The sequence below is a fragment of the Pseudoalteromonas sp. 13-15 genome, from assembly GCF_001468205.2.
Lineage (GTDB): Bacteria > Pseudomonadota > Gammaproteobacteria > Enterobacterales > Alteromonadaceae > Pseudoalteromonas > Pseudoalteromonas marina.
In genome coordinates, this window is record NZ_CP019162.1 from 713,045 (window position 1) to 732,747 (window position 19,703).

18 protein-coding genes are annotated in these 19,703 nt (G+C 39.5%); 12 read left to right on the forward strand and 6 right to left on the reverse strand.

The window, feature by feature from the left end; translation table 11 throughout:
• Positions 1-367: 367 nt before the first annotated feature.
• The 8 genes from sdhC (at position 368) to sucD (ending at position 10,223) form a co-directional block, all read left to right on the forward strand.
• The gene (gene sdhC / locus ATS72_RS03355) at positions 368-745 is read left to right on the forward strand and encodes a succinate dehydrogenase, cytochrome b556 subunit (protein ID WP_074210168.1); all 378 of its coding nucleotides are present in this window, start codon (positions 368-370) and stop codon (positions 743-745) included.
• Entirely contained in the window at positions 736-1,083 is a 348-nt protein-coding gene (gene sdhD / locus ATS72_RS03360) for a succinate dehydrogenase, hydrophobic membrane anchor protein (RefSeq protein WP_006794724.1), read from the forward strand. The genes sdhC and sdhD overlap by 10 nt, the downstream gene beginning before the upstream one ends.
• Positions 1,084-2,856 carry a succinate dehydrogenase flavoprotein subunit gene (sdhA, locus tag ATS72_RS03365; RefSeq protein ID WP_006794723.1) on the forward strand — a complete coding sequence of 591 codons (1,773 nt, stop codon included), beginning with the start codon at positions 1,084-1,086 and terminating at the stop codon, positions 2,854-2,856. It abuts the gene before it with no gap.
• A gap of 10 nt (positions 2,857-2,866) precedes the next feature.
• A complete protein-coding gene (locus ATS72_RS03370) occupies positions 2,867-3,583 on the forward strand; it encodes a succinate dehydrogenase iron-sulfur subunit (protein WP_006794722.1) in 717 nt (238 codons plus the stop codon).
• Between the two features lie 90 nt (positions 3,584-3,673).
• Positions 3,674-6,493 carry a 2-oxoglutarate dehydrogenase E1 component gene (gene sucA / locus ATS72_RS03375; RefSeq protein WP_058428839.1) on the forward strand — a complete coding sequence of 940 codons (2,820 nt, stop codon included), beginning with the start codon at positions 3,674-3,676 and terminating at the stop codon, positions 6,491-6,493.
• A 3-nt stretch (positions 6,494-6,496) separates the two neighbouring features.
• The gene (gene odhB, locus ATS72_RS03380; protein WP_058428840.1) at positions 6,497-8,008 is read left to right on the forward strand and encodes a 2-oxoglutarate dehydrogenase complex dihydrolipoyllysine-residue succinyltransferase; all 1,512 of its coding nucleotides are present in this window, start codon (positions 6,497-6,499) and stop codon (positions 8,006-8,008) included.
• 176 nt (positions 8,009-8,184) lie between these two features.
• Positions 8,185-9,351 (forward strand): ADP-forming succinate--CoA ligase subunit beta, encoded by a 1,167-nt coding sequence (sucC, locus tag ATS72_RS03385; protein WP_006794719.1) that lies wholly within the window; start codon positions 8,185-8,187, stop codon positions 9,349-9,351.
• A complete protein-coding gene (gene sucD / locus ATS72_RS03390) occupies positions 9,351-10,223 on the forward strand; it encodes a succinate--CoA ligase subunit alpha (protein ID WP_008127375.1) in 873 nt (290 codons plus the stop codon). The genes sucC and sucD overlap by 1 nt, the downstream gene beginning before the upstream one ends.
• Before the next feature lie 61 nt (positions 10,224-10,284).
• Here sucD and ATS72_RS03395 read toward each other — a convergent pair whose 3' ends face one another.
• Complete coding sequence (locus tag ATS72_RS03395) at positions 10,285-11,355, reverse strand: DUF3083 family protein (RefSeq protein WP_058428841.1); 1,071 nt, start codon at positions 11,353-11,355, stop codon at positions 10,285-10,287.
• 218 nt (positions 11,356-11,573) lie between these two features.
• Between ATS72_RS03395 and glnS the strand changes: the two genes are divergently transcribed.
• Entirely contained in the window at positions 11,574-13,232 is a 1,659-nt protein-coding gene (gene glnS / locus ATS72_RS03400) for a glutamine--tRNA ligase (RefSeq protein ID WP_058428842.1), read from the forward strand.
• A 102-nt stretch (positions 13,233-13,334) separates the two neighbouring features.
• Here glnS and fur read toward each other — a convergent pair whose 3' ends face one another.
• From fur to ATS72_RS03425, 5 genes are all read right to left on the reverse strand, one after another.
• Positions 13,335-13,778: a ferric iron uptake transcriptional regulator gene (fur, locus tag ATS72_RS03405; protein ID WP_006794887.1), complete on the reverse strand. Its 444-nt coding sequence runs from the start codon at positions 13,776-13,778 to the stop codon at positions 13,335-13,337.
• 186 nt (positions 13,779-13,964) lie between these two features.
• The gene (gene fldA, locus ATS72_RS03410) at positions 13,965-14,492 is read right to left on the reverse strand and encodes a flavodoxin FldA (protein WP_039037073.1); all 528 of its coding nucleotides are present in this window, start codon (positions 14,490-14,492) and stop codon (positions 13,965-13,967) included.
• Between the two features lie 14 nt (positions 14,493-14,506).
• On the reverse strand, positions 14,507-14,785 hold the full coding sequence (ybfE, locus tag ATS72_RS03415; protein ID WP_002962928.1) for a LexA regulated protein: 279 nt from the start codon (positions 14,783-14,785) through the stop codon (positions 14,507-14,509).
• 2 nt (positions 14,786-14,787) lie between these two features.
• Positions 14,788-15,009 (reverse strand): DUF2788 domain-containing protein, encoded by a 222-nt coding sequence (locus tag ATS72_RS03420; RefSeq protein ID WP_006793041.1) that lies wholly within the window; start codon positions 15,007-15,009, stop codon positions 14,788-14,790.
• Positions 15,010-15,104: 95 nt separating this feature from the next.
• Positions 15,105-15,872: an alpha/beta fold hydrolase gene (locus tag ATS72_RS03425; protein WP_058428843.1), complete on the reverse strand. Its 768-nt coding sequence runs from the start codon at positions 15,870-15,872 to the stop codon at positions 15,105-15,107.
• Between the two features lie 244 nt (positions 15,873-16,116).
• Between ATS72_RS03425 and seqA the strand changes: the two genes are divergently transcribed.
• The 3 genes from seqA to astE all read left to right on the forward strand — a co-directional run bounded on the left by seqA (position 16,117) and on the right by astE (position 19,485).
• Positions 16,117-16,707 (forward strand): replication initiation negative regulator SeqA, encoded by a 591-nt coding sequence (gene seqA, locus ATS72_RS03430; RefSeq protein WP_006793039.1) that lies wholly within the window; start codon positions 16,117-16,119, stop codon positions 16,705-16,707.
• A gap of 9 nt (positions 16,708-16,716) precedes the next feature.
• Positions 16,717-18,354 (forward strand): phosphoglucomutase (alpha-D-glucose-1,6-bisphosphate-dependent), encoded by a 1,638-nt coding sequence (gene pgm, locus ATS72_RS03435; RefSeq protein WP_058428844.1) that lies wholly within the window; start codon positions 16,717-16,719, stop codon positions 18,352-18,354.
• Between the two features lie 78 nt (positions 18,355-18,432).
• Positions 18,433-19,485, forward strand: a complete 1,053-nt coding sequence (gene astE, locus ATS72_RS03440; protein WP_058428845.1) for a succinylglutamate desuccinylase — start codon at positions 18,433-18,435, stop codon at positions 19,483-19,485.
• Positions 19,486-19,703: the final 218 nt, after the last annotated feature.

Here is a 19,703-nt window from a genome sequence, read left to right on the forward strand (position 1 = left end):
TGAAATCTGTTTTAAGCACATCTACGCATTTTAACGTGAAAGAGGGGGTTAAAGTCAATTTTTATAAACATTATGCACATTTGTATAATAAATATTCTGTATCATATATGTATTATACTATTGGCTAATTCGCAAACATCTCTAAATAAACAAGAATTGTAAAAAGCCTTATGGGTATATATACTAACGGAGGTTTTAAAACCGTATTGTATTTGGGTAAAGATATTTTTACATTCAAAAAATTTACATTAATGTGAACTTTTAATGTTTTAATTCGTTTATCTTGATAGTTCCACCAGAAACATTTGGTGGGTTTTTAGAAAAGCAAGTAGATGAGCTCCAATGTGAGCAAGATGGGCAAGTAACTGTGAAAAAGCAAAGACCTGTAAATCTAGATCTAACAACTATATCTATGCCGGCAACGGCTAAAGCATCAATTTTTCACCGCGTCACCGGTGTTGCATTATTTTTTGCTTTAACGTTTGTCATTTGGGCTTGGTCTGAGTCTCTCTCGTCAGCTGAAAGTTTTGAATTCGTCAAGGGTCTGTTTAACGGATTCATTGCCAAATTTATAGCTTGGGGCACTATTTCAGTACTAGGCTATCACCTTATTGGTGGTATCCGTCACATGGTAATGGATATGGGACACTGGGAAGAACTTGAATCAGGTAACCTAAGCGCTAAAATTGCAATGGCTCTTGGCGTTGTATTCGCTGTATTAGCGGGAGTGTGGATATGGTCTTAAATCAAGCAACTCTTAAACGTGATGGTGTACAAGATTATGTATCTTTACGTACCACGGCATTAATAATTAGCGCATATGCTATTTTTATTATCGGCTATTTTTTAGCGACGCCGGAAGTCACTTTCGAAGCCTGGACAGGCCTCTTCTCTAACCTAGCTATGAAAGGGTTTACACTAGTAACCCTAGTATGCATTATGGTTCATACCCGCATTGGCCTTTGGCAGGTTTTAACAGACTATGTTAAAAACTCAAAGTTACGCGCATTTTTAGGGTTTGTTCTAAACCTAATGGCCGTTGCTTACGTAGCTATTGGTCTAATTGTATTATGGGGTGTTTAAGTGAAATATTCTGTTCGTGAATTTGACGCCGTAGTAATCGGTGCAGGTGGTGCAGGTATGCGCGCTGCCTTGGCTATTACTGAATCTGGCAAAACGTGTGCACTAATATCGAAAGTATTCCCAACGCGTTCACATACCGTATCCGCTCAAGGTGGTATTACAGTAGCGCTTGGTAATTCACACGAAGATAACTGGGAATGGCATATGTACGATACCGTTAAAGGTTCCGATTTTATCGGTGACCAAGACGCTATCGAGTATATGTGTCAAACTGGGCCAGAAGCAATTACTGAATTAGAAAACATGGGTTTACCATTTTCACGTTTTGAAAATGGCCGTGTATACCAGCGTCCTTTTGGTGGCCAATCAAAGAATTTTGGTGGCGAACAAGCAGCACGTACTGCAGCAGCAGCTGACCGTACTGGCCATGCTTTATTACATCTTCTTTATCAACAAAACGTTAAAAATAAAACAAATGTATTCTCTGAGTGGTATGCACTTGATTTAGTTAAAAATGATAACGGCGATGTTGTTGGTTGTACTGCAATTGAGATTGAAACAGGTGAAATCACTTACTTCAAATCAAAGGCGGTTGTACTAGCTACTGGTGGTGCTGGTCGTATATACGCTTCAACCACAAATGCTCACATTAACACTGGTGACGGTGTTGGTATGGCTACACGTGCTGGTATTTCTATGCAAGACATGGAAATGTGGCAGTTCCATCCGACGGGTATTGCAGGAGCAGGTACACTTGTAACTGAAGGTTGTCGTGGTGAAGGTGGTTATCTTTTAAATAAAGATGGCGAGCGTTTCATGGAACGTTATGCACCTAACGCAAAAGACTTAGCTTCTCGAGATGTTGTTGCACGTTCAATGATGACAGAAATTCGTGAAGGCCGTGGTTGTGATGGTCCTTGGGGTCCTCATATCAAGCTTAAGCTTGACCACTTAGGTGAAGAGACACTTAACCTACGCCTTCCTGGTGTTTGTGACCTTGCAAAAACATTTGCTCACGTAGACCCAGCTAAAGAACCAATTCCAGTTATACCAACATGTCATTATATGATGGGTGGTGTACCTACTAACGTGAATGGTCAAGTACTTCAAATCAACGCTCAAGGCGATGAAAAAGTAGTTGAAGGTTTATTTGCTGTAGGCGAAATTGCATGTGTATCTGTGCACGGTGCAAACCGTCTTGGTGGTAACTCATTACTTGATTTAGTAGTGTTTGGTCGTGCTGCAGGTAATTTCTTAGGTACATACCTCAGAGATGTTGAAGTATCAAAAGCTGCCTCTGAATCAGACTTAGAAGCGTCTCTTGCACGTTATAACCGTTGGGAAAACTCAACAGCTGGTCAAGGTGAAGATCCTGTTCAAATTAAGAAAGATCTTCAACAATGTATGCAGCTTAACTTCTCGGTATTCCGTGAAGGTGATTCAATGGCGACTGGTCTTCAAGAACTTAAAGAAATTCGCGAGCGTTTACAACATGCTCGTCTTGACGATAAATCGTCAGACTTCAACACGCAGCGTATCGAATGTCTTGAGCTTGATAACTTAATGGAAACAGCTTACTCAACAGCAGTAGCTGCAAACTTCCGTACAGAAAGCCGTGGTGCACACTCTCGTTTCGACTTCCCAGATCGTGATGACACGAATTGGTTATGTCACTCAGTATACAATCCTGTTACGGATGAAATGAGTAAGCGTGACGTAAACTACGCGCCTAAGACGCGTGAAGCATTTCCACCTAAAGCACGTACATACTAGGAGCGAGACGATGGCACAAGTACAATTTTCAGTTTATCGTTACAATCCAGATGTTGACAACGCACCGCGTATGCAAGATTACACCTTGCAAATTGACGATGGTCACGACATGATGGTTCTGGATGCACTTTTATTATTAAAAGAGCAAGATCCTTCACTTTCATTCCGTCGTTCATGCCGTGAAGGCGTGTGTGGTTCTGACGGTGTTAACATGAATGGTAAGAATGGTTTAGCATGTATTACTCCTTTATCTACGTTACAAAATAACGGTAAAGGTACAATAGTAGTTCGTCCTCTTCCTGGATTACCTGTGGTACGTGACCTTGTTATTGACATGAGTCAGTTCTACACTCAATACGAAAAAGTTAAACCTTATCTAATTAATGACACGCCTGCTGCAGGTGAACGTCTTCAGTCTATTGAAGAACGTGATAAATTAGACGGCTTATATGAGTGTATTTTATGTGCATGTTGTTCAACATCGTGTCCTTCGTTCTGGTGGAATCCAGACAAGTTCATTGGTCCAGCAGGCCTTCTTCATGCTTACCGTTTCTTAGCTGATAGCCGAGATACAGCAACAGAAGAGCGTCTAGCAGACCTAGACGATGCGTTCAGTGTGTTCCGTTGTCACAGTATCATGAACTGTGTTAGCGTTTGTCCTAAAGGTCTTAATCCGACCAAAGCAATTGGGCAAATCAAATCTATGTTATTAAACCGTTCAGTTTAACTACATAGAAACGTAAGATGGCTAGTTTTCATTACTAGCCATCTTGTTATTATAACTATTAATTTCTGCGCTAAAGAAAAGGGCTTATAAATGCACGAAGGTGTGATGAAGGCATGGTTAGAATCTTCACATTTAAACGGCGGTAACGTTGCTTATGTAGAAGAGCTTTATGAAGCGTATTTAGATGATGCGACTTCTGTGCCAGATGAATGGCGAGAAGTGTTCGAACAATTACCAAAAGTTAATGGTGTGGATGTTGAAGTTAAGCATTCAGAAGTTCGTGCACAGTTTGCACAGCTTGCAAAAAACAAGCATAGAGAAGTAGTGGTAGCAGAGGGTAGCGGCGGTGACCTTAAACAGGTTAAAGTTCTGCAACTTATTAATGCTTTCCGTTTTCGTGGACACCAAAATGCAAACCTAGATCCATTAGGTATTTGGGAACGAGAGCGTGTTCGAGATTTAGAGCTAGATTACCACGACTTGTCAGAAGCTGATTTTGAGCGAGAGTTTAATGTAGGGTCTTTTGCAGTTGGTTCAGACTCTATGCCTTTAGGTGAATTATACCAAGCACTTAAAACTACATATTGTGGTTCTATCGGTGCAGAGTATATGCACATCACATCTACAGAAGAAAAGCGTTGGTTACAACAACGTTTAGAATCTGTTCAATCTAGGCCTAAATTCGAAAAAGAAGAAAAGCTACGTATCCTCAAGGGGTTAACTGCAGCTGATGGTCTTGAAAAATATTTGGGTGCTAAGTTCCCTGGTGCAAAACGGTTCTCACTAGAAGGTGGGGATGCATTAGTACCTATGCTTAAAGAGCTAATTCACCGAGCTGGTGAAAGTGGCCAACAAGAAGCCGTAATTGGTATGGCTCACCGCGGACGCTTGAACGTTTTAGTGAACGTTTTAGGTAAAAATCCATCAGAGCTTTTTGATGAATTCGCTGGCAAGCATAAAGATTCATTAAGTTCTGGTGATGTAAAGTACCACATGGGTTATTCATCGGACTTTGCCACTAAGGGCGGCAACGTTCATATGGCACTTGCTTTTAATCCTTCTCACCTTGAGATAGTTAACCCAGTAGTTATGGGTTCTGTACGCGCTCGTTTAGATCGTTTAGGTGACACTACGGGAATAAAAGCATTACCGATCACAATTCATGGTGATTCTGCTGTAACAGGTCAAGGTGTAGTACAAGAAACGTTTAACTTGTCTCAAACTAATGCGTTTAGTTGTGGTGGCAGTATTCGAATTGTTGTTAACAACCAAGTTGGTTTTACTACCTCTAAACAAGACGATGTTCGTTCTACAGATTACTGTACTGATATCGCCAAAATGGTTCAGTCACCAATTTTCCACGTTAACTCTGATGATCCTGAAGCGGTTGCATTTGTTACACAAATAGCACTTGATTTTAGAAACAAATTTAAGCGTGACGTAGTTATTGACTTAGTTTGTTATCGTCGACATGGCCACAATGAAGCTGATGAGCCAAATGCTACTCAGCCTTTGATGTACCAAAAAATCAAAAAACACCCAGTTCCGCGCCTTATTTATGCAGATCAACTAATCGCTGAAGGCTCTTTTTCAGAACAAGAAATTAAAGCACTTGCCGATGAATACCGTAATGGGTTAGACGACGGTAATTGCGTTGTATCTGAAATTCAACCAGAAACCTCTCATTCTTCAGATTGGGCTAAATACGTGGGCCACGATTGGGATGTTGATTACGACGCAAGTGTTTCGGTTGAAAAGCTCAAAGAACTTGGCGAAAAGGTAGCGAGCTACCCTGAAGAATATAAAGCTCAGTCGCGCGTTAAAAAGATTTACGATGATCGTAAGTTAATGGCTACTGGTGAAAAACCGCTTGATTGGGGAATGGCAGAAACACTTGCTTATGCAACTATCGCAACCGAAGGCACTGACATTAGAATGACAGGCCAAGATTCTGGTCGCGGTACCTTCTTCCATAGACATGCCGTTGTTCACAGTCAAAAAGATGGTGCGACTTATCTTCCTTTACAACACTTAAGTGAAGATCAAGGCGCTTTCCAAGTTTTCGACTCTGTACTGTCTGAAGAAGCAGTAGTTGCATTTGAGTATGGTTATGCGACTGCCGAACCAACTTCTCTTGTACTTTGGGAAGCTCAGTTTGGTGACTTTGCAAATGGTGCGCAAGTTGTATTTGACCAATTTTTGAGTTCAGGTGAGCAAAAGTGGGGTCGCTTATGTGGTCTTACTATTTTGTTACCACACGGTTATGAAGGCCAAGGTCCAGAGCATAGCTCTGCACGTTTAGAGCGTTTTTTACAGCTTTGTGCTGATCACAACATGCAAGTTTGTGTTCCGTCTACACCTGCGCAAGTATATGCAATGTTACGACGTCAGTCAGTAAGACCTTTACGTCGTCCATTGATTGTTATGACGCCTAAATCGTTACTACGTCACCCTCTTGCAGTTTCATCACTTGAAGAACTTTCAAACGGTGTATTCCATAATATGATCGACGAAGTTGATGATATTAAACCTGAGAACGTTGAACGCGTTGTTTTCTGTAGTGGTAAAGTTTATTACGAGTTACTACAAGAGCGTCGTAAGCTGGAACAAAATAATATTGCCATCGTTCGTGTAGAGCAATTATACCCGTTCCCACATGACGAAATGAAAACTATTATGGAACGTTACCAACACGTTACTGATTTTGTATGGTGTCAAGAAGAGCCACAAAACCAAGGTGCATGGTACTGTTCTCAACACCATTTTGTTGACGCAATTCCACAAGGTGCTAAGTTGAAATACGCTGGGCGTAAAGCATCTGCATCACCAGCGTGTGGTTACATGTCAGTACATACTAAAGAACAACAAGCGCTCGTTGCTGACGCGCTTACTATAGAAAATAAAGGATAAGCGATGAGCACAGAAATTAAAGTTCCTGTTCTTCCTGAGTCGGTTGCAGATGCTACCGTTGCTACATGGCATGTAAGTGTTGGCGACAAGGTAACTCGTGATCAGAACTTAGTAGATATTGAGACAGACAAAGTAGTGTTAGAAGTAGTTGCACAACATGACGGTGTAATTACAGAAATCTCTCAAGAAGAGGGTGCTACCGTACTTGGTGATCAAGTTATGGGTTTACTTGGCGATGCTGATGCAGCGCCTTCAAGCGAAAGCACATCTTCAAGTGAAGCAGAAAAATCAGAAGACGCGCCATCGGCGCCATCAGCACCAGCATCAGAAGGTAAAGAAGTGGACATCAAAGTACCTGTACTCCCAGAATCAGTTGCAGACGCAACAATTGCTACATGGCATGTTCAACCAGGAGACGCAGTAACGCGCGATCAAAACCTGGTAGATATCGAAACAGATAAAGTTGTTCTTGAAGTAGTAGCTCAAGAAGACGGTATCATGGGCGACATCATTAACGCTGAAGGCGATACTGTTCTTGGTGAGCAAGTAATCGGTTCAGTAAAAGCAGGTGGTGCACCTGCAGCTCCTGCTGCTAAAGAAGAGGCGGCTCCTGCTGCAGATTCAACTGATAGCTCAGATGTATTAACTCCATCTGTTCGTCGTTTAATTGCTGAAAAAGGACTAGATGCTTCTAAAATCAAAGGAACTGGCAAAAATGGTCGTGTAACTAAAGAAGACGTTGATACGTTCTTGAAAGCACCGGCACCATCAGCGAAGAAAGCAGAAGCTGCTGCTCCAGTTGCGCCAATGGGTGATCGTACTCAAAAGCGTGTTCCTATGACACGTTTACGTAAAACGATTGCTAACCGTCTTCTAGAAGCTAAAAACTCTACTGCAATGTTAACTACGTTTAACGAAGTTAACATGAAGCCAATCATGGACCTTCGCAAGCAGTACCAAGAAGTATTCGAAAAACGTCACGGTATTCGCTTAGGCTTTATGTCTTTCTACGTGAAGGCAGTTACTGAAGCACTTAAACGTTTCCCTGATGTAAATGCGTCAATTGATGGGGACGACATTGTCTACCACAATTACTTTGATATCAGCATTGCTGTTTCTACACCTCGTGGTCTAGTAACACCAGTTCTTAAAGACTGTGATAAGTTATCAGTTGCTGAAATTGAAAAAGGCATTCGTGAATTAGCACTTAAAGGCCGTGACGGAAAGCTAACGCTTGACGACATGACAGGTGGTAACTTCACTATTACAAATGGTGGTGTATTCGGTTCATTACTATCTACACCTATCATTAATCTGCCACAGTCTTCAATTTTGGGAATGCACAAAATTCAAGACCGTCCAATGGCAGTAAATGGTAAAGTTGAAATTCTTCCTATGATGTATTTGGCACTTTCTTACGATCACCGCCAAATAGATGGTAAAGAATCTGTTGGTTTCTTAGTAACTATTAAAGAGTTACTTGAAGATCCAACTCGCTTATTACTGGATGTTTAATCAAGTAGTATGAAATATAAGCTGTGAACCACAATTCACAGCTTTTTTTTTGCGCCTTTGGTCGTACTGGGGTTTTCATGTTAAGCCTTGGCAACTATACTAGGTGCGCAATTTGGGATAGTTGTTTATTGAATAAATATTCAGCTCTTTTAGTATAAAAAATTGGATAAAGCATCATGAATTTGCATGAGTATCAGGCAAAACAACTTTTTGCCGAATATGGTTTACCAGTTTCTCAAGGTTTCGCTTGCGATACACCTGAAGAAGCTGCAGCAGCTGCTGAAAAAATCGGCGGTGATATGTGGGTTGTTAAAACTCAGGTTCACGCAGGTGGACGTGGTAAAGCTGGCGGTGTAAAGCTAGTTAAAACTATCGATGAAGTTAAAGCGTTTGCAGCTAACTGGTTAGGTAAAAACCTAGTTACTTACCAAACAGACGAAAATGGTCAGCCAGTTGCTAAAATTTTAGTAGAAAGCTGTACAGATATCGCCAACGAATTGTACTTAGGTGCAGTAGTTGATCGTGCTTCTCGCAAAGTTGTTTTCATGGCGTCTACTGAAGGCGGTGTTGAAATTGAAACTGTTGCTGAAGAAACACCAGAACTTATCCACAAAGCTGAGATCGATCCACTAGTAGGTCCTCAAGCTTACCAAGCACGTGAACTTGGTTTCAAATTGGGTCTTAACCCAACACAAATGAAACAGTTCGTTAAGATCTTCATGGGTCTTGGTAAAATGTTTAACGATTTCGATTTCGCACTACTTGAAATCAACCCGTTAGTAATCACAGACGAAGGTAACCTTCACTGTCTTGACGGCAAAATCGGTATCGATGGTAATGCACTTTACCGTCAACCAAAAATCCGTGAGTTCCACGATCCATCTCAAGAAGATGCGCGTGAAGCACATGCAGCAAGCTTTGAGCTTAACTACGTAGCACTAGATGGCAACGTAGGTTGTATGGTTAACGGTGCAGGCCTAGCAATGGGTACTATGGACATCGTAAACCTACACGGTGGCAAGCCAGCTAACTTCCTAGATGTTGGTGGCGGCGCGACTAAAGAACGTGTTTCTGAAGCATTCAAAATCATCCTTTCAGACGACAATGTTAAAGCTGTTTTAGTTAACATCTTTGGCGGTATCGTACGTTGTGACATGATTGCTGAAGGTATCATTGGCGCAGTTAAAGAAGTTGGCGTAAACGTACCTGTAGTTGTACGTTTAGAAGGTACTAATGCTGAATTAGGTCGTGAAGTTCTTAAGAGCTCTGACTTAGACATCATCGCTGCTGAATCATTAACAGACGCTGCTGAAAAAGTTGTTGCTGCTGCGGAGGGCAAATAATGTCTGTATTAATCAATAAAGATACAAAAGTTATCTGTCAGGGTTTCACTGGTGGCCAAGGTACTTTCCACTCAGAGCAAGCGCTTGAGTACGGTACACAAATGGTTGGTGGTGTTAGCCCAGGTAAAGGCGGTCAAACGCACCTTGGTCTTCCTGTATTCAACACAGTACGTGATGCAGTACAAGAAACTGGCGCAACTGCTTCAGTTATCTACGTACCAGCACCTTTCTGTAAAGATGCAATCTTAGAAGCAATCGATGCTGGCATCGAGCTTATTGTTTGTATCACTGAAGGTATCCCTACACTTGATATGGTTGACGTTAAAGTTAAACTAGATCAAACAGGTACTCGTATGATCGGTCCTAACTGTCCAGGTGTTATCACTCCTGGTGAGACTAAGATTGGTATCATGCCTGGTCACATCCACAAGCCTGGTAAAGTAGGTATTGTTTCTCGCTCTGGTACTTTAACGTACGAAGCGGTTAAGCAAACTACAGATGCTGGTTTTGGTCAGTCTACGTGTGTTGGTATTGGTGGTGATCCAATCCCAGGTACTAACTTTATCGACGTTTTAGAAATGTTCGAAAAAGATCCACAAACTGAAGCAATCGTAATGATTGGTGAAATTGGTGGTACTGCAGAAGAAGAAGCTGCAGAGTACATCAAAGCTAACGTAACTAAACCTGTTGTATCTTACATTGCTGGTGTTACTGCACCAGAAGGTAAGCGTATGGGTCACGCTGGCGCAATCATCGCAGGCGGTAAAGGTACTGCAGATGAGAAATTTGCTGCATTAGAAGCTGCTGGCGTACAAACTGTACGTTCACTTGCTGATATCGGTAAAGCACTTAAAGAGAAAACAGGCTGGTAATCAGTTTATTTAATCTTTGAAAAGGCTCGCATTTGCGAGCCTTTTTGTTTTGAGCACTTAATTAAAACGGGTAACTGATATGTTGAAAAAACCTGACGGTTAGATCTTGTCTTTCTTTACTTATATCTAGCTCATCACAAAGTTGAAAAATCGTTTTTTCAACCTGATTCATAAATTTGCCATAACCAATTTCTTGCTTGTTATGATTGGCAGCTGCAATAACAAAATGAATTGTTTCAACTAATCTTTGTTCATCGTAAAAGCACTTTAGCTGTGTTTTATTTGAGTCTATGTCAAAGCTCAGCTTTTGAAGCTCTTCGTTTCCTTCGTTAATATCCACTTTACTATTTCTAACAATAGGTTTGGCACCATTAGCTATTAATGCCCCATGTGTTAGCTTATTAAGCTCGCAGCACCGTTTGAAGCTATCTAAAAAGTAATTATAAAATTGTTTAAAATCGCCATTATTAATTAAAGTTTGAAATTGAGTTTTAATAGCCCTTGATACAGGGATAGAAAATGTGGCGTATGTCATCTCGGCATGGTTTATAGGTATTTCACATTGGCGATTTTGATATCTTGGGTACAAACTTCTTAATTTGTAGCCGTAGGTTTCTTTGTTCCCTTTATTTTTAGCAAATAAGTCGTAAGTTAAATGTTGATGATCACGCACTTTAAATTGGGGTTGATCAATAAATAATTGTTCTTGCATTACCGTTAATACTTTTTGGACTTTTTTGTGAAATACAGCGGAGTTAGCTCGTATATCTTCGCCCGTAGCTAAAAAGAGTAAGCGTACCTTTTTACTTTGCGTGTCTGTTGAATAATAGAGTTTATGCGCTTCGTGATAACGTGGGTTATAAAATATGAGCATTTGCTTATTAGTTTCTAACTGATAAGACTCATCATGGAATCTCACAACAGGAAGTTTGTCGTTTGCTAAAATATGCACATTATGGAGCTCATATTCATCGCATGCTGCAAATAATTGACGTGCTAGTCTTTCGTAACAACAGTTTATTGAGTTAAAGCTCGAGTAAAAACTATCGTTAGGGGTAATTTCTGCAAGTAAGTAATGATTAGCACGTGCATTACTGGGTATATATACACGGTGCTGGTTAAGTGTAGCCATCTCTTAATCCTTATAAAGTACGGTATTGACGCACTATAAAGCGCTTCTATGAATTAAATATTGCGCTAAAACAAACTTTATTCGTTAAAAACAGATTAGATGAATTAAAGTTAATCAATAAGTAAGATAAAGTGTAATCTATTGCTGTATGTTAGTGACTGTTTTTGTAATAATGCATTAGTTTTGTAATTAAGTAATATTTAGAGGATCGTACTCCTATGGCGGAAATTGAGAATCGCCCAAGTAACTTTATTAGAACCCGAATTGATGAAGACTTAGCAAGTAAAAAGCATGCAGCAACGCACACGCGCTTTCCACCTGAGCCCAATGGTTTTTTACACATAGGCCATGCAAAATCAATTTGCTTAAATTTCGGTATTGCAAAAGATTATAACGGTTTATGTAACTTACGATTTGACGATACAAACCCAGAAAAAGAAGACATTAACTACGTTAATTCTATAAAAGAAGACGTTCAATGGTTAGGTTTTAACTGGGATGGTGATATAAAGTATTCTTCTAATTATTTTGATATTTTATACGGCTATGCTGTTGAGCTTATAAACAAAGGGTTAGCTTATGTTTGTTTTTTAACAGCAGACCAAGCACGTGAATACCGCGGAACTTTAACGGAGCCAGGTAAAAATAGCCCATACAGAGATACATCTCCTGAAGAAAACTTAGCATTATTTGAAAAAATGCGTGCGGGTGGTTTCAAAGAAGGCGAATGTGTTCTTCGTGCAAAAATTGATATGGCAAGCTCGTTTATGGTGCTTCGCGATCCAATTATTTATCGTGTTCGTTTTGCTCATCACCATCAAACTGCCGATAAATGGTGTATTTACCCAATGTACGATTTCACGCATTGTATTTCTGATGCAATCGAGGGTATTACGCACTCACTATGTACACTAGAGTTCCAAGATAATCGTCGTTTATATGACTGGGTACTTGATAACATCAGCATTGAATGTCATCCACAGCAAATTGAGTTTTCTCGTTTAAATCTTGAATACACAATTATGTCTAAACGTAAGTTAAATGACCTTGTTGTAAATAATTACGTTGAAGGTTGGGACGACCCACGTATGCCTACTATTGCAGGTTTACGTCGCCGTGGATATACACCGGCTTCAATTCGTGAATTTTGTTTACGAATAGGGGTTACTAAGCAAGAGAACATGGTTGAAATGGGTATGCTAGAAGCGTGTATTCGTGATGACTTAAATGAAAATGCTCCTCGTGCAATGGCTGTACTCGATCCGGTTAAAGTGATCATCGAAAACTACGATGCAGACACCACAGAAACCTTATCGGTGGCTAATCACCCGAATAAGGAAGAGATGGGTCGTCGCGATGTGCCATTTACGCGTGAAATATTCATTGAACGAGAAGACTTTAAAGAGCAAGCAAATAATAAGTTTAAACGTTTAGTGCTCGATAAAGAGGTTCGTTTACGTGGCGCTTATGTTATTAAAGCTAATCGTGTAGAAAAAGACGAAAACGGTGAAATAACCACTATTTATTGTACTTATGATAATGAAACACTAGGCAAAAACCCAAGTGATGGTCGTAAAGTTAAAGGCGTTATTCATTGGGTATCAGCTTCTGAGGCTATTACAGCTGAAGTTCGTTTGTACGATCGTTTATTTAATGTGCCAAACCCAGCTGCAGCTGATGAGTTTGAAACGACATTAAACCCAGAATCATTAGTTGTTTTAACTAATGCTAAACTTGAGCCTTCGCTTGCTAATTCACAAGCAGAGCAGGGGTTCCAGTTTGAACGTACCGGTTACTTTTCAAGAGATTCTAAGTCAGAAAATGTTGTGTTTAACCAAACAGTAGGTCTTCGTGACTCATGGTCTAAAACACAATAAGCTTATTTTTACTACGCCCGCTCACTTGTGGGTGTAGTAATACTTTAAATAATAGGCACAAAAAAACCTGCAAATAGCAGGTTTTTTTATAGCTAGGATATACTAACTATTTGCATCACTAAACGCTTTACATGCAGCTTTATCATCACACTCTCCGTAAAGGTATAAAGAATGGTTTGTTAAAGTAATACCGTTTTCTTGAGCTATTTCAAGCTGGCGACGTTCAATCATCTCATCTTCAAACTCAACAACTTTTCCACACTTTAAACATACTAAGTGATCGTGGTGAGTACTGCCCGATAATTCAAATACCGATTTCCCGCCTTCAAAGTGATGACGGCTTACAATGCCTGCATCATCAAATTGGTTGAGTACGCGATATACAGTTGCAAGGCCAATTTCTTCACCTAAATCCAAAAGAATTTTGTAAACATCTTCAGCACTGATGTGTTGGTTATCTGGAGACTGTAAAATCTCTAAAATTTTAATACGCGGTAAAGTCACTTTTAAACCGGCTTTTTTAAGTTCCAAGTTATGATCAGTCATTAAATCTGTCTCAATTTTATTTGGTTATACTAGACATCTTGCAAAGATGCTCACGATACATAAGCAACAAATAGGATAACGTGCCTAGGCCTCAAGTGCAAAGAAGAAATGATTTATATTGCAGTAAATAAAGAAAACGCTAACTGTTTGATAACTATTTAAACAGTTAGCGGTATATCGGATGGATTAGTCAGCAAGCTCGCTTAAACACATTTCATCAAATACTTGGGCAGACCATGCTTTTACGCGTTGCTCTGTGAGCTCTGGTTGACGATCTTCATCAATACCTAAACCGACAAAGTGATTATCGTCTGCCATACCTTTTGAGGCTTCGAAATCGTAGCCTTCAGTAGGCCAGTGACCTACAACAATAGCACCACGTTCAGTAACAATATCGTTGATCATGCCCATAGCGTCTAAGAAGTATTCAGCATAATCTTCTTGATCACCACAACCGAAAATAGCAACAAGTTTGCCTTCAAAGTCTACTTCTTCAAGCTCAGGGAAAAAATCATCCCAATCACATTGTGCTTCGCCGTAGTACCACGTTGGAATACCAAATAAGATTAAATCAAAATCTGCAATCTCTTCTTTAGAGCTTTTTGCAATATCATGCACAGCCACAAGCTTTTTACCCAATTCTTTTTGGATCATTTTTGCTACGTGTTCTGTGTTACCTGTGTCACTTCCGAAAAAAATGCCTACACTTGCCATGGATTTATAACCTTTTATGTATCAATAGCCAATCTTTCTTGTAAAATCGTTTCAATCAGCGCACTGCGGCTAATATTTTGTGCATCTGCCATATCACTTAACGCTTGATACAACTGCGATGAAACTTTAAATTCAACACGTTTTAAACCACGTGCTTTGTCTCTTTTTATTTGATTACGTTTATTAACCTTTAACTGCATATCCCGCGAAAGAGGATTGGTCTTAGGTCGGCCTGGACGCTTTTCGTATTCAAATAAATCGAGTGTTGTTCTATCTGTTTCTGACTTCGCCATGCCTAACCTACACCTGCGCCTTGCCAAAATACTTGAATAAGTCCTTTAGCAATAAAGCCTGAACAGCCTAAAAAGAGTACAGTCCATACTATATAGCGACCAAACTTAGGCACATTACCACTTTTAAGTACGTCTTTAATTGCCAAGCCGATGAATATCAAAATACCGGCTAAGCCAAAATACAACCCTAGGGTATCAAATTCGTTAATTAACTGACTGACCATCAACGTATAACCTTTAAATTAAACGGCGCGTACTATAGCACAAAAATATTTATATATTTAGTACGTGTAATCAAAAACAAGCGATTAAAATTACTTTAATTTTGAATTAAAAAGTCACTTATTGCCTTATTTACAGCCATAGGTTTTTGCGCATGTAACCAATGACCAGCACCGTGAATGATTTTTGCTTTCGTATTCTTGAAACGCGTGACAATTGCAGTGCGGTACTCGGGTAAAATATAATCTGAATCGTTACCTTTGATAAAAAGAGTATCGCACAAACAAGAATTGTTTTCATTAACGTTTGAGAGTATATTTGAATATTTCTTATCTAGAACAGGTAAGTTGAATCGCCACGTTAATTTTCCTGCTTCGTTTTTAGCTAGGCTTTTTAATAAAAACTGACGAACGCCAAGTTCGTCAATATAAGGCTGCATTAAATCATCGGCATGCTTTCTGTCTTCTATATGCTCAGATGCAACTGCGTTAAGCGCCTGCAATATCTTAGTATGCCGCGGTGGGTAGGTAACGGGTGCTATATCAAGCACAATTAATTTTTCAATTAACTCGGGTTGAGTTAATGCAAGCTCCATAGCAACCTTGCCACCCATAGAATGACCAATTATATGTGCTTTTTTTATATTCAAGTGTCGAAGTAACTCAACAATGTCTTTTGCCATAGCAGGATAACTCATCTCATCACTGTGAGGGGAGAGGCCATGGTTTCGCAAATCTACATTGGTAACTGTAAAATGCTCACTTAACGGCTTAGCAATTACGTTCAGGTTTTCTAATGAACCAAATAGTCCATGTATTAAAATAACATCAGGACCTTGTCCCAGTTGCTTATAATTTAGCTGCATACGTTGCTCCTAAAAATTTCGCCTTAGTTTGCCGAGCAATACTTAAAAAAGCAAAAAATAGTGTCTAATTAACCATTTTATTAAATGATATTCGAAAATTAGAGAAATTGATTGACTAAAAATTTACCTAATTAGTTATAGATTTTCGAAATGCCTGCGAGTGCTTGTTGTAACTCGCATTTATTATTGGATTGGGTATAATCAGGCGTGAGAAAAAAATGTGACCCGTAATGACAGGAAGACCATGAAACAAATCGACATAGACGACGAGTTATATCAATACATTGCCAGCAACACGCAAAGTATTGGTGAAAGTGCATCCACAATTTTGCGTCGTTTATTAAACATGAGCGGCGAAAAACAATTAACCGCTGACGTAGAAATAACACAAAATCAACAAACAACAACTACATCTGCGCCATCTACTGCGCCAGAATTAAAGCACGCTGTAGCAGAAGCTGAAGTTCCAAAAACTGTCACACCAGTGAAGCAAAAAAATGCTAACGTTTTTAATGTATTAAATAAAGAAGAACTAGCAATGCAAAAAGGCGTGGTGGGTCGCTTCTTATTTATTTTAAGTGCTTTTTATCGCACTCATAAATCTGATTTTTCTGCTGTGTTGGATATTAAAGGCCGTGACCGTGTTTATTTCGCAACGAGCAAAGAAGATTTAGTAAATAGTGGAAGTAGCATGAACCCTAAAAATATCACCGACAGTGAATATTGGGTAATGACTAACTCTAATACAACACGTAAAAAAATGATGCTTCATGAAGTAGCTCTTTGCCTAGGTTACAGTGCAGAGCAAGCTGAAAAAATTCGCGATTACCTGTAAGGAAATATAATGGCTATTCACTCAGGCGCAGGCAAAACTGCTCCACAATCAGCACTTGTTAATGTTCCTAAATTAGTTTCGGCTTATTATTTAAATGAGCCAGATTTAGAACAAAACCCAGAGCATGGCGTTGCCTTTGGTACATCTGGACACCGCGGCTGCTCTTATGATGTAAAATTTAATGAATCCCATATTTTAGCAATTACACAAGCCATTTGTGATTACCGTAAACAAAACGATATTTTTGGGCCATTATTTTTAGGTAAAGATACCCATGCGCTTAGTGAAGCTGCCTTTAACTCTGCAATAGAAGTGCTTGTTGCTAACGAAGTACAAGTAATTACTCAGCAAGATGGCGACTTTACTCCAACCCCTGTTATTAGCCATGCAATTGTTTGTCACAATAAACGCAATCCTAATGAGCTTGCAGATGGCATTGTTGTTACGCCTTCACATAACCCTCCTGAAGATGGCGGCTTTAAATATAACCCACCTAACGGCGGGCCTGCTGATACAGACGTAACTAACTGGATTGAAGACAGGGCTAACAAGTTATTACTTGAAGATTTAGTAGAGGTTGAACTTTTCCCATTCGCTAAAGCTTCTCGCTCAGGGTTTATCCGCTACGAAGATTTAATGACTCCATATATTAACGATTTAGAAAATATCGTTAACTTAAAAGCCATTAGTGATGCGGGCGTTAAAATAGGTATTGATCCATTAGGTGGTTCAGGTATAAATTTTTGGCCAGTCATTGCGAAAAAATATAATTTAGATCTAACCGTAGTAAACGACAGTGTTGATCCGCGTTTTGCATTTATGCCACTTGATAAAGATGGCAAGATACGTATGGATTGTTCATCGCCTTACTCGATGGCTAATTTAATTAAATTAAAAGACGATTTTGATATAGCGATTGGTAACGACCCTGATTACGACCGTCACGGCATTGTTACACCCGATGGCCTAATGAATCCGAATCATTTTTTAGCTGTTGCTATTGATTACCTATTAAACCATCGCGAGTGGAATACTAGCGTAAAGATTGGTAAAACGCTTGTTTCGAGTTCGATGATTGATCGTGTTGTTGCGCGTAATGAGCGAAAGGTAAAAGAAGTACCGGTAGGCTTTAAATGGTTTGTTGAAGGCCTAAACAAAGGTAATCTTGCTTTTGGTGGTGAAGAGAGTGCAGGTGCTGCGTTTTTACGTTTTGATGGCAGCGTATGGTGTACTGACAAAGACGGCTTTATTATGGGTTTACTTGCAGCTGAAATACTAGCAGTAACGGGCAAAACACCATCAGCGCTTTATAAAGAGCTAGAACAAGAATTTGGGTCGCCACTTTATAAGCGTCTAGATGCGCCAGCAAGTAGTGCACAAAAATCGCGTTTAAAAGCTTTAAGTGCAGACGACGTGAAAGCCGAAACGTTGGCTGGAGAGCCTATTTTACAAAAATTAACTCATGCTCCTGGTAACAATGCAGCGATTGGCGGCTTAAAAGTTGTTACAGAAAATGGCTGGTTTGCTGCTCGCCCATCCGGTACTGAAGATATTTATAAAATATACCTAGAATCATTTAAAGGCGAAGCACATTTAGCTCTTTTAGAAAAAGAAGCTAAACAATTAGTTGATTCAGTTATTAGCTAAACCTGCTTAAACTATTTAAAAACGGCTGAATTATTCAGCCGTTTTTTTGTATCTCTCACACTATAAAGGGCTTTTATTATGTCAGCCACACCCAATTATTTAAATTTATTGCAATCAACCGGTGATTTTCTAACCATTAGCCGAGATAATGAATGGCACCTAGCACCGAGCCAGTTTATGCTCAACAATGGAACCCAAGTTAATGTACACGATACTGGGGTTATTGAGTTTCAGCCAGCGGTTACTACCTCAAAAGATATTGTGTTATCAAGTGCTGTACACGGTAACGAAACGGCGCCTATTGAAATTTGTGATGAGCTAATAAAGCAAATTATTTCCCAAAACCTTGAGCTCAATCAGCGAGTCCTTTTTATATACGGTAACCCTAAATCAATTAATATTGGTTTGCGCTTTGTTGAAGAAAATCTTAATCGTTTATTTAATGGACACCACACTGTTGATGGTGTTGAAATGAATGACGAGCGCGTTCGAGCGGCAAAACTTGAACGCTACGTAACTGACTTTTTTGCCAGAGGCGAAAAGGGCAGTGAGCGCAGTCATTACGATTTGCACACGGCTATTCGTGGTTCAAAAAATGAAAAATTTGCTGTGTATCCATTTTTGCACGGTAAACCATGGAAAAAAGCACAGCTACAATTTTTACTAAGTTGTGGTGTAAATACTGTATTAATGATGAAGTCGCCAGCGACAACGTTTAGTTATTACTCATCCTTTGTTCATAGTGCAGATTCGTTTACAGTTGAGCTTGGGCAAGTAAAACCATTTGGCCAAAACGATATGACACGTTTTGAAAAAACAAAACAAACGTTAACTGCATTAATTAGTCAAAAAGAAGTTGAATACCCACAATTTAATGCAAGCGACTTTGAGCTGTTCGCTGTTCACCGTACAATTAATCGTACTCAAGAGGATTTTAGTTTTCCATTTTCTGATGATGCAGAGAACTTTACTGGCTTTGCAAAAGGAGAACTGCTCGCAACCGATGGTAATACTCCTTATTATGCGGACGTTGAAGGAGAAGCAATCATATTCCCAAATGCAAAAGTAGCCTTAGGGCAACGTGCATTACTCACCGTTGTTCCAATGGCAATAGACAGTAACTTTGTATAATTCAACTCATTAGACCTCTTTGCCCTGCAAGTTAACTAACTGATTACTAATAATTTAAGTAGCTGTATTGTTAACTTGCCACTTATTTAACCAATATTTACTTTTGTTTCGTCACAGATTTGTTGAATAACACTTTACGTTAACGTAAAGTGTTGGCAGCTTTAATTAAATATAGTGCAGATATTGCAAAGTTTATTCAGCAATGATCACCCATAATA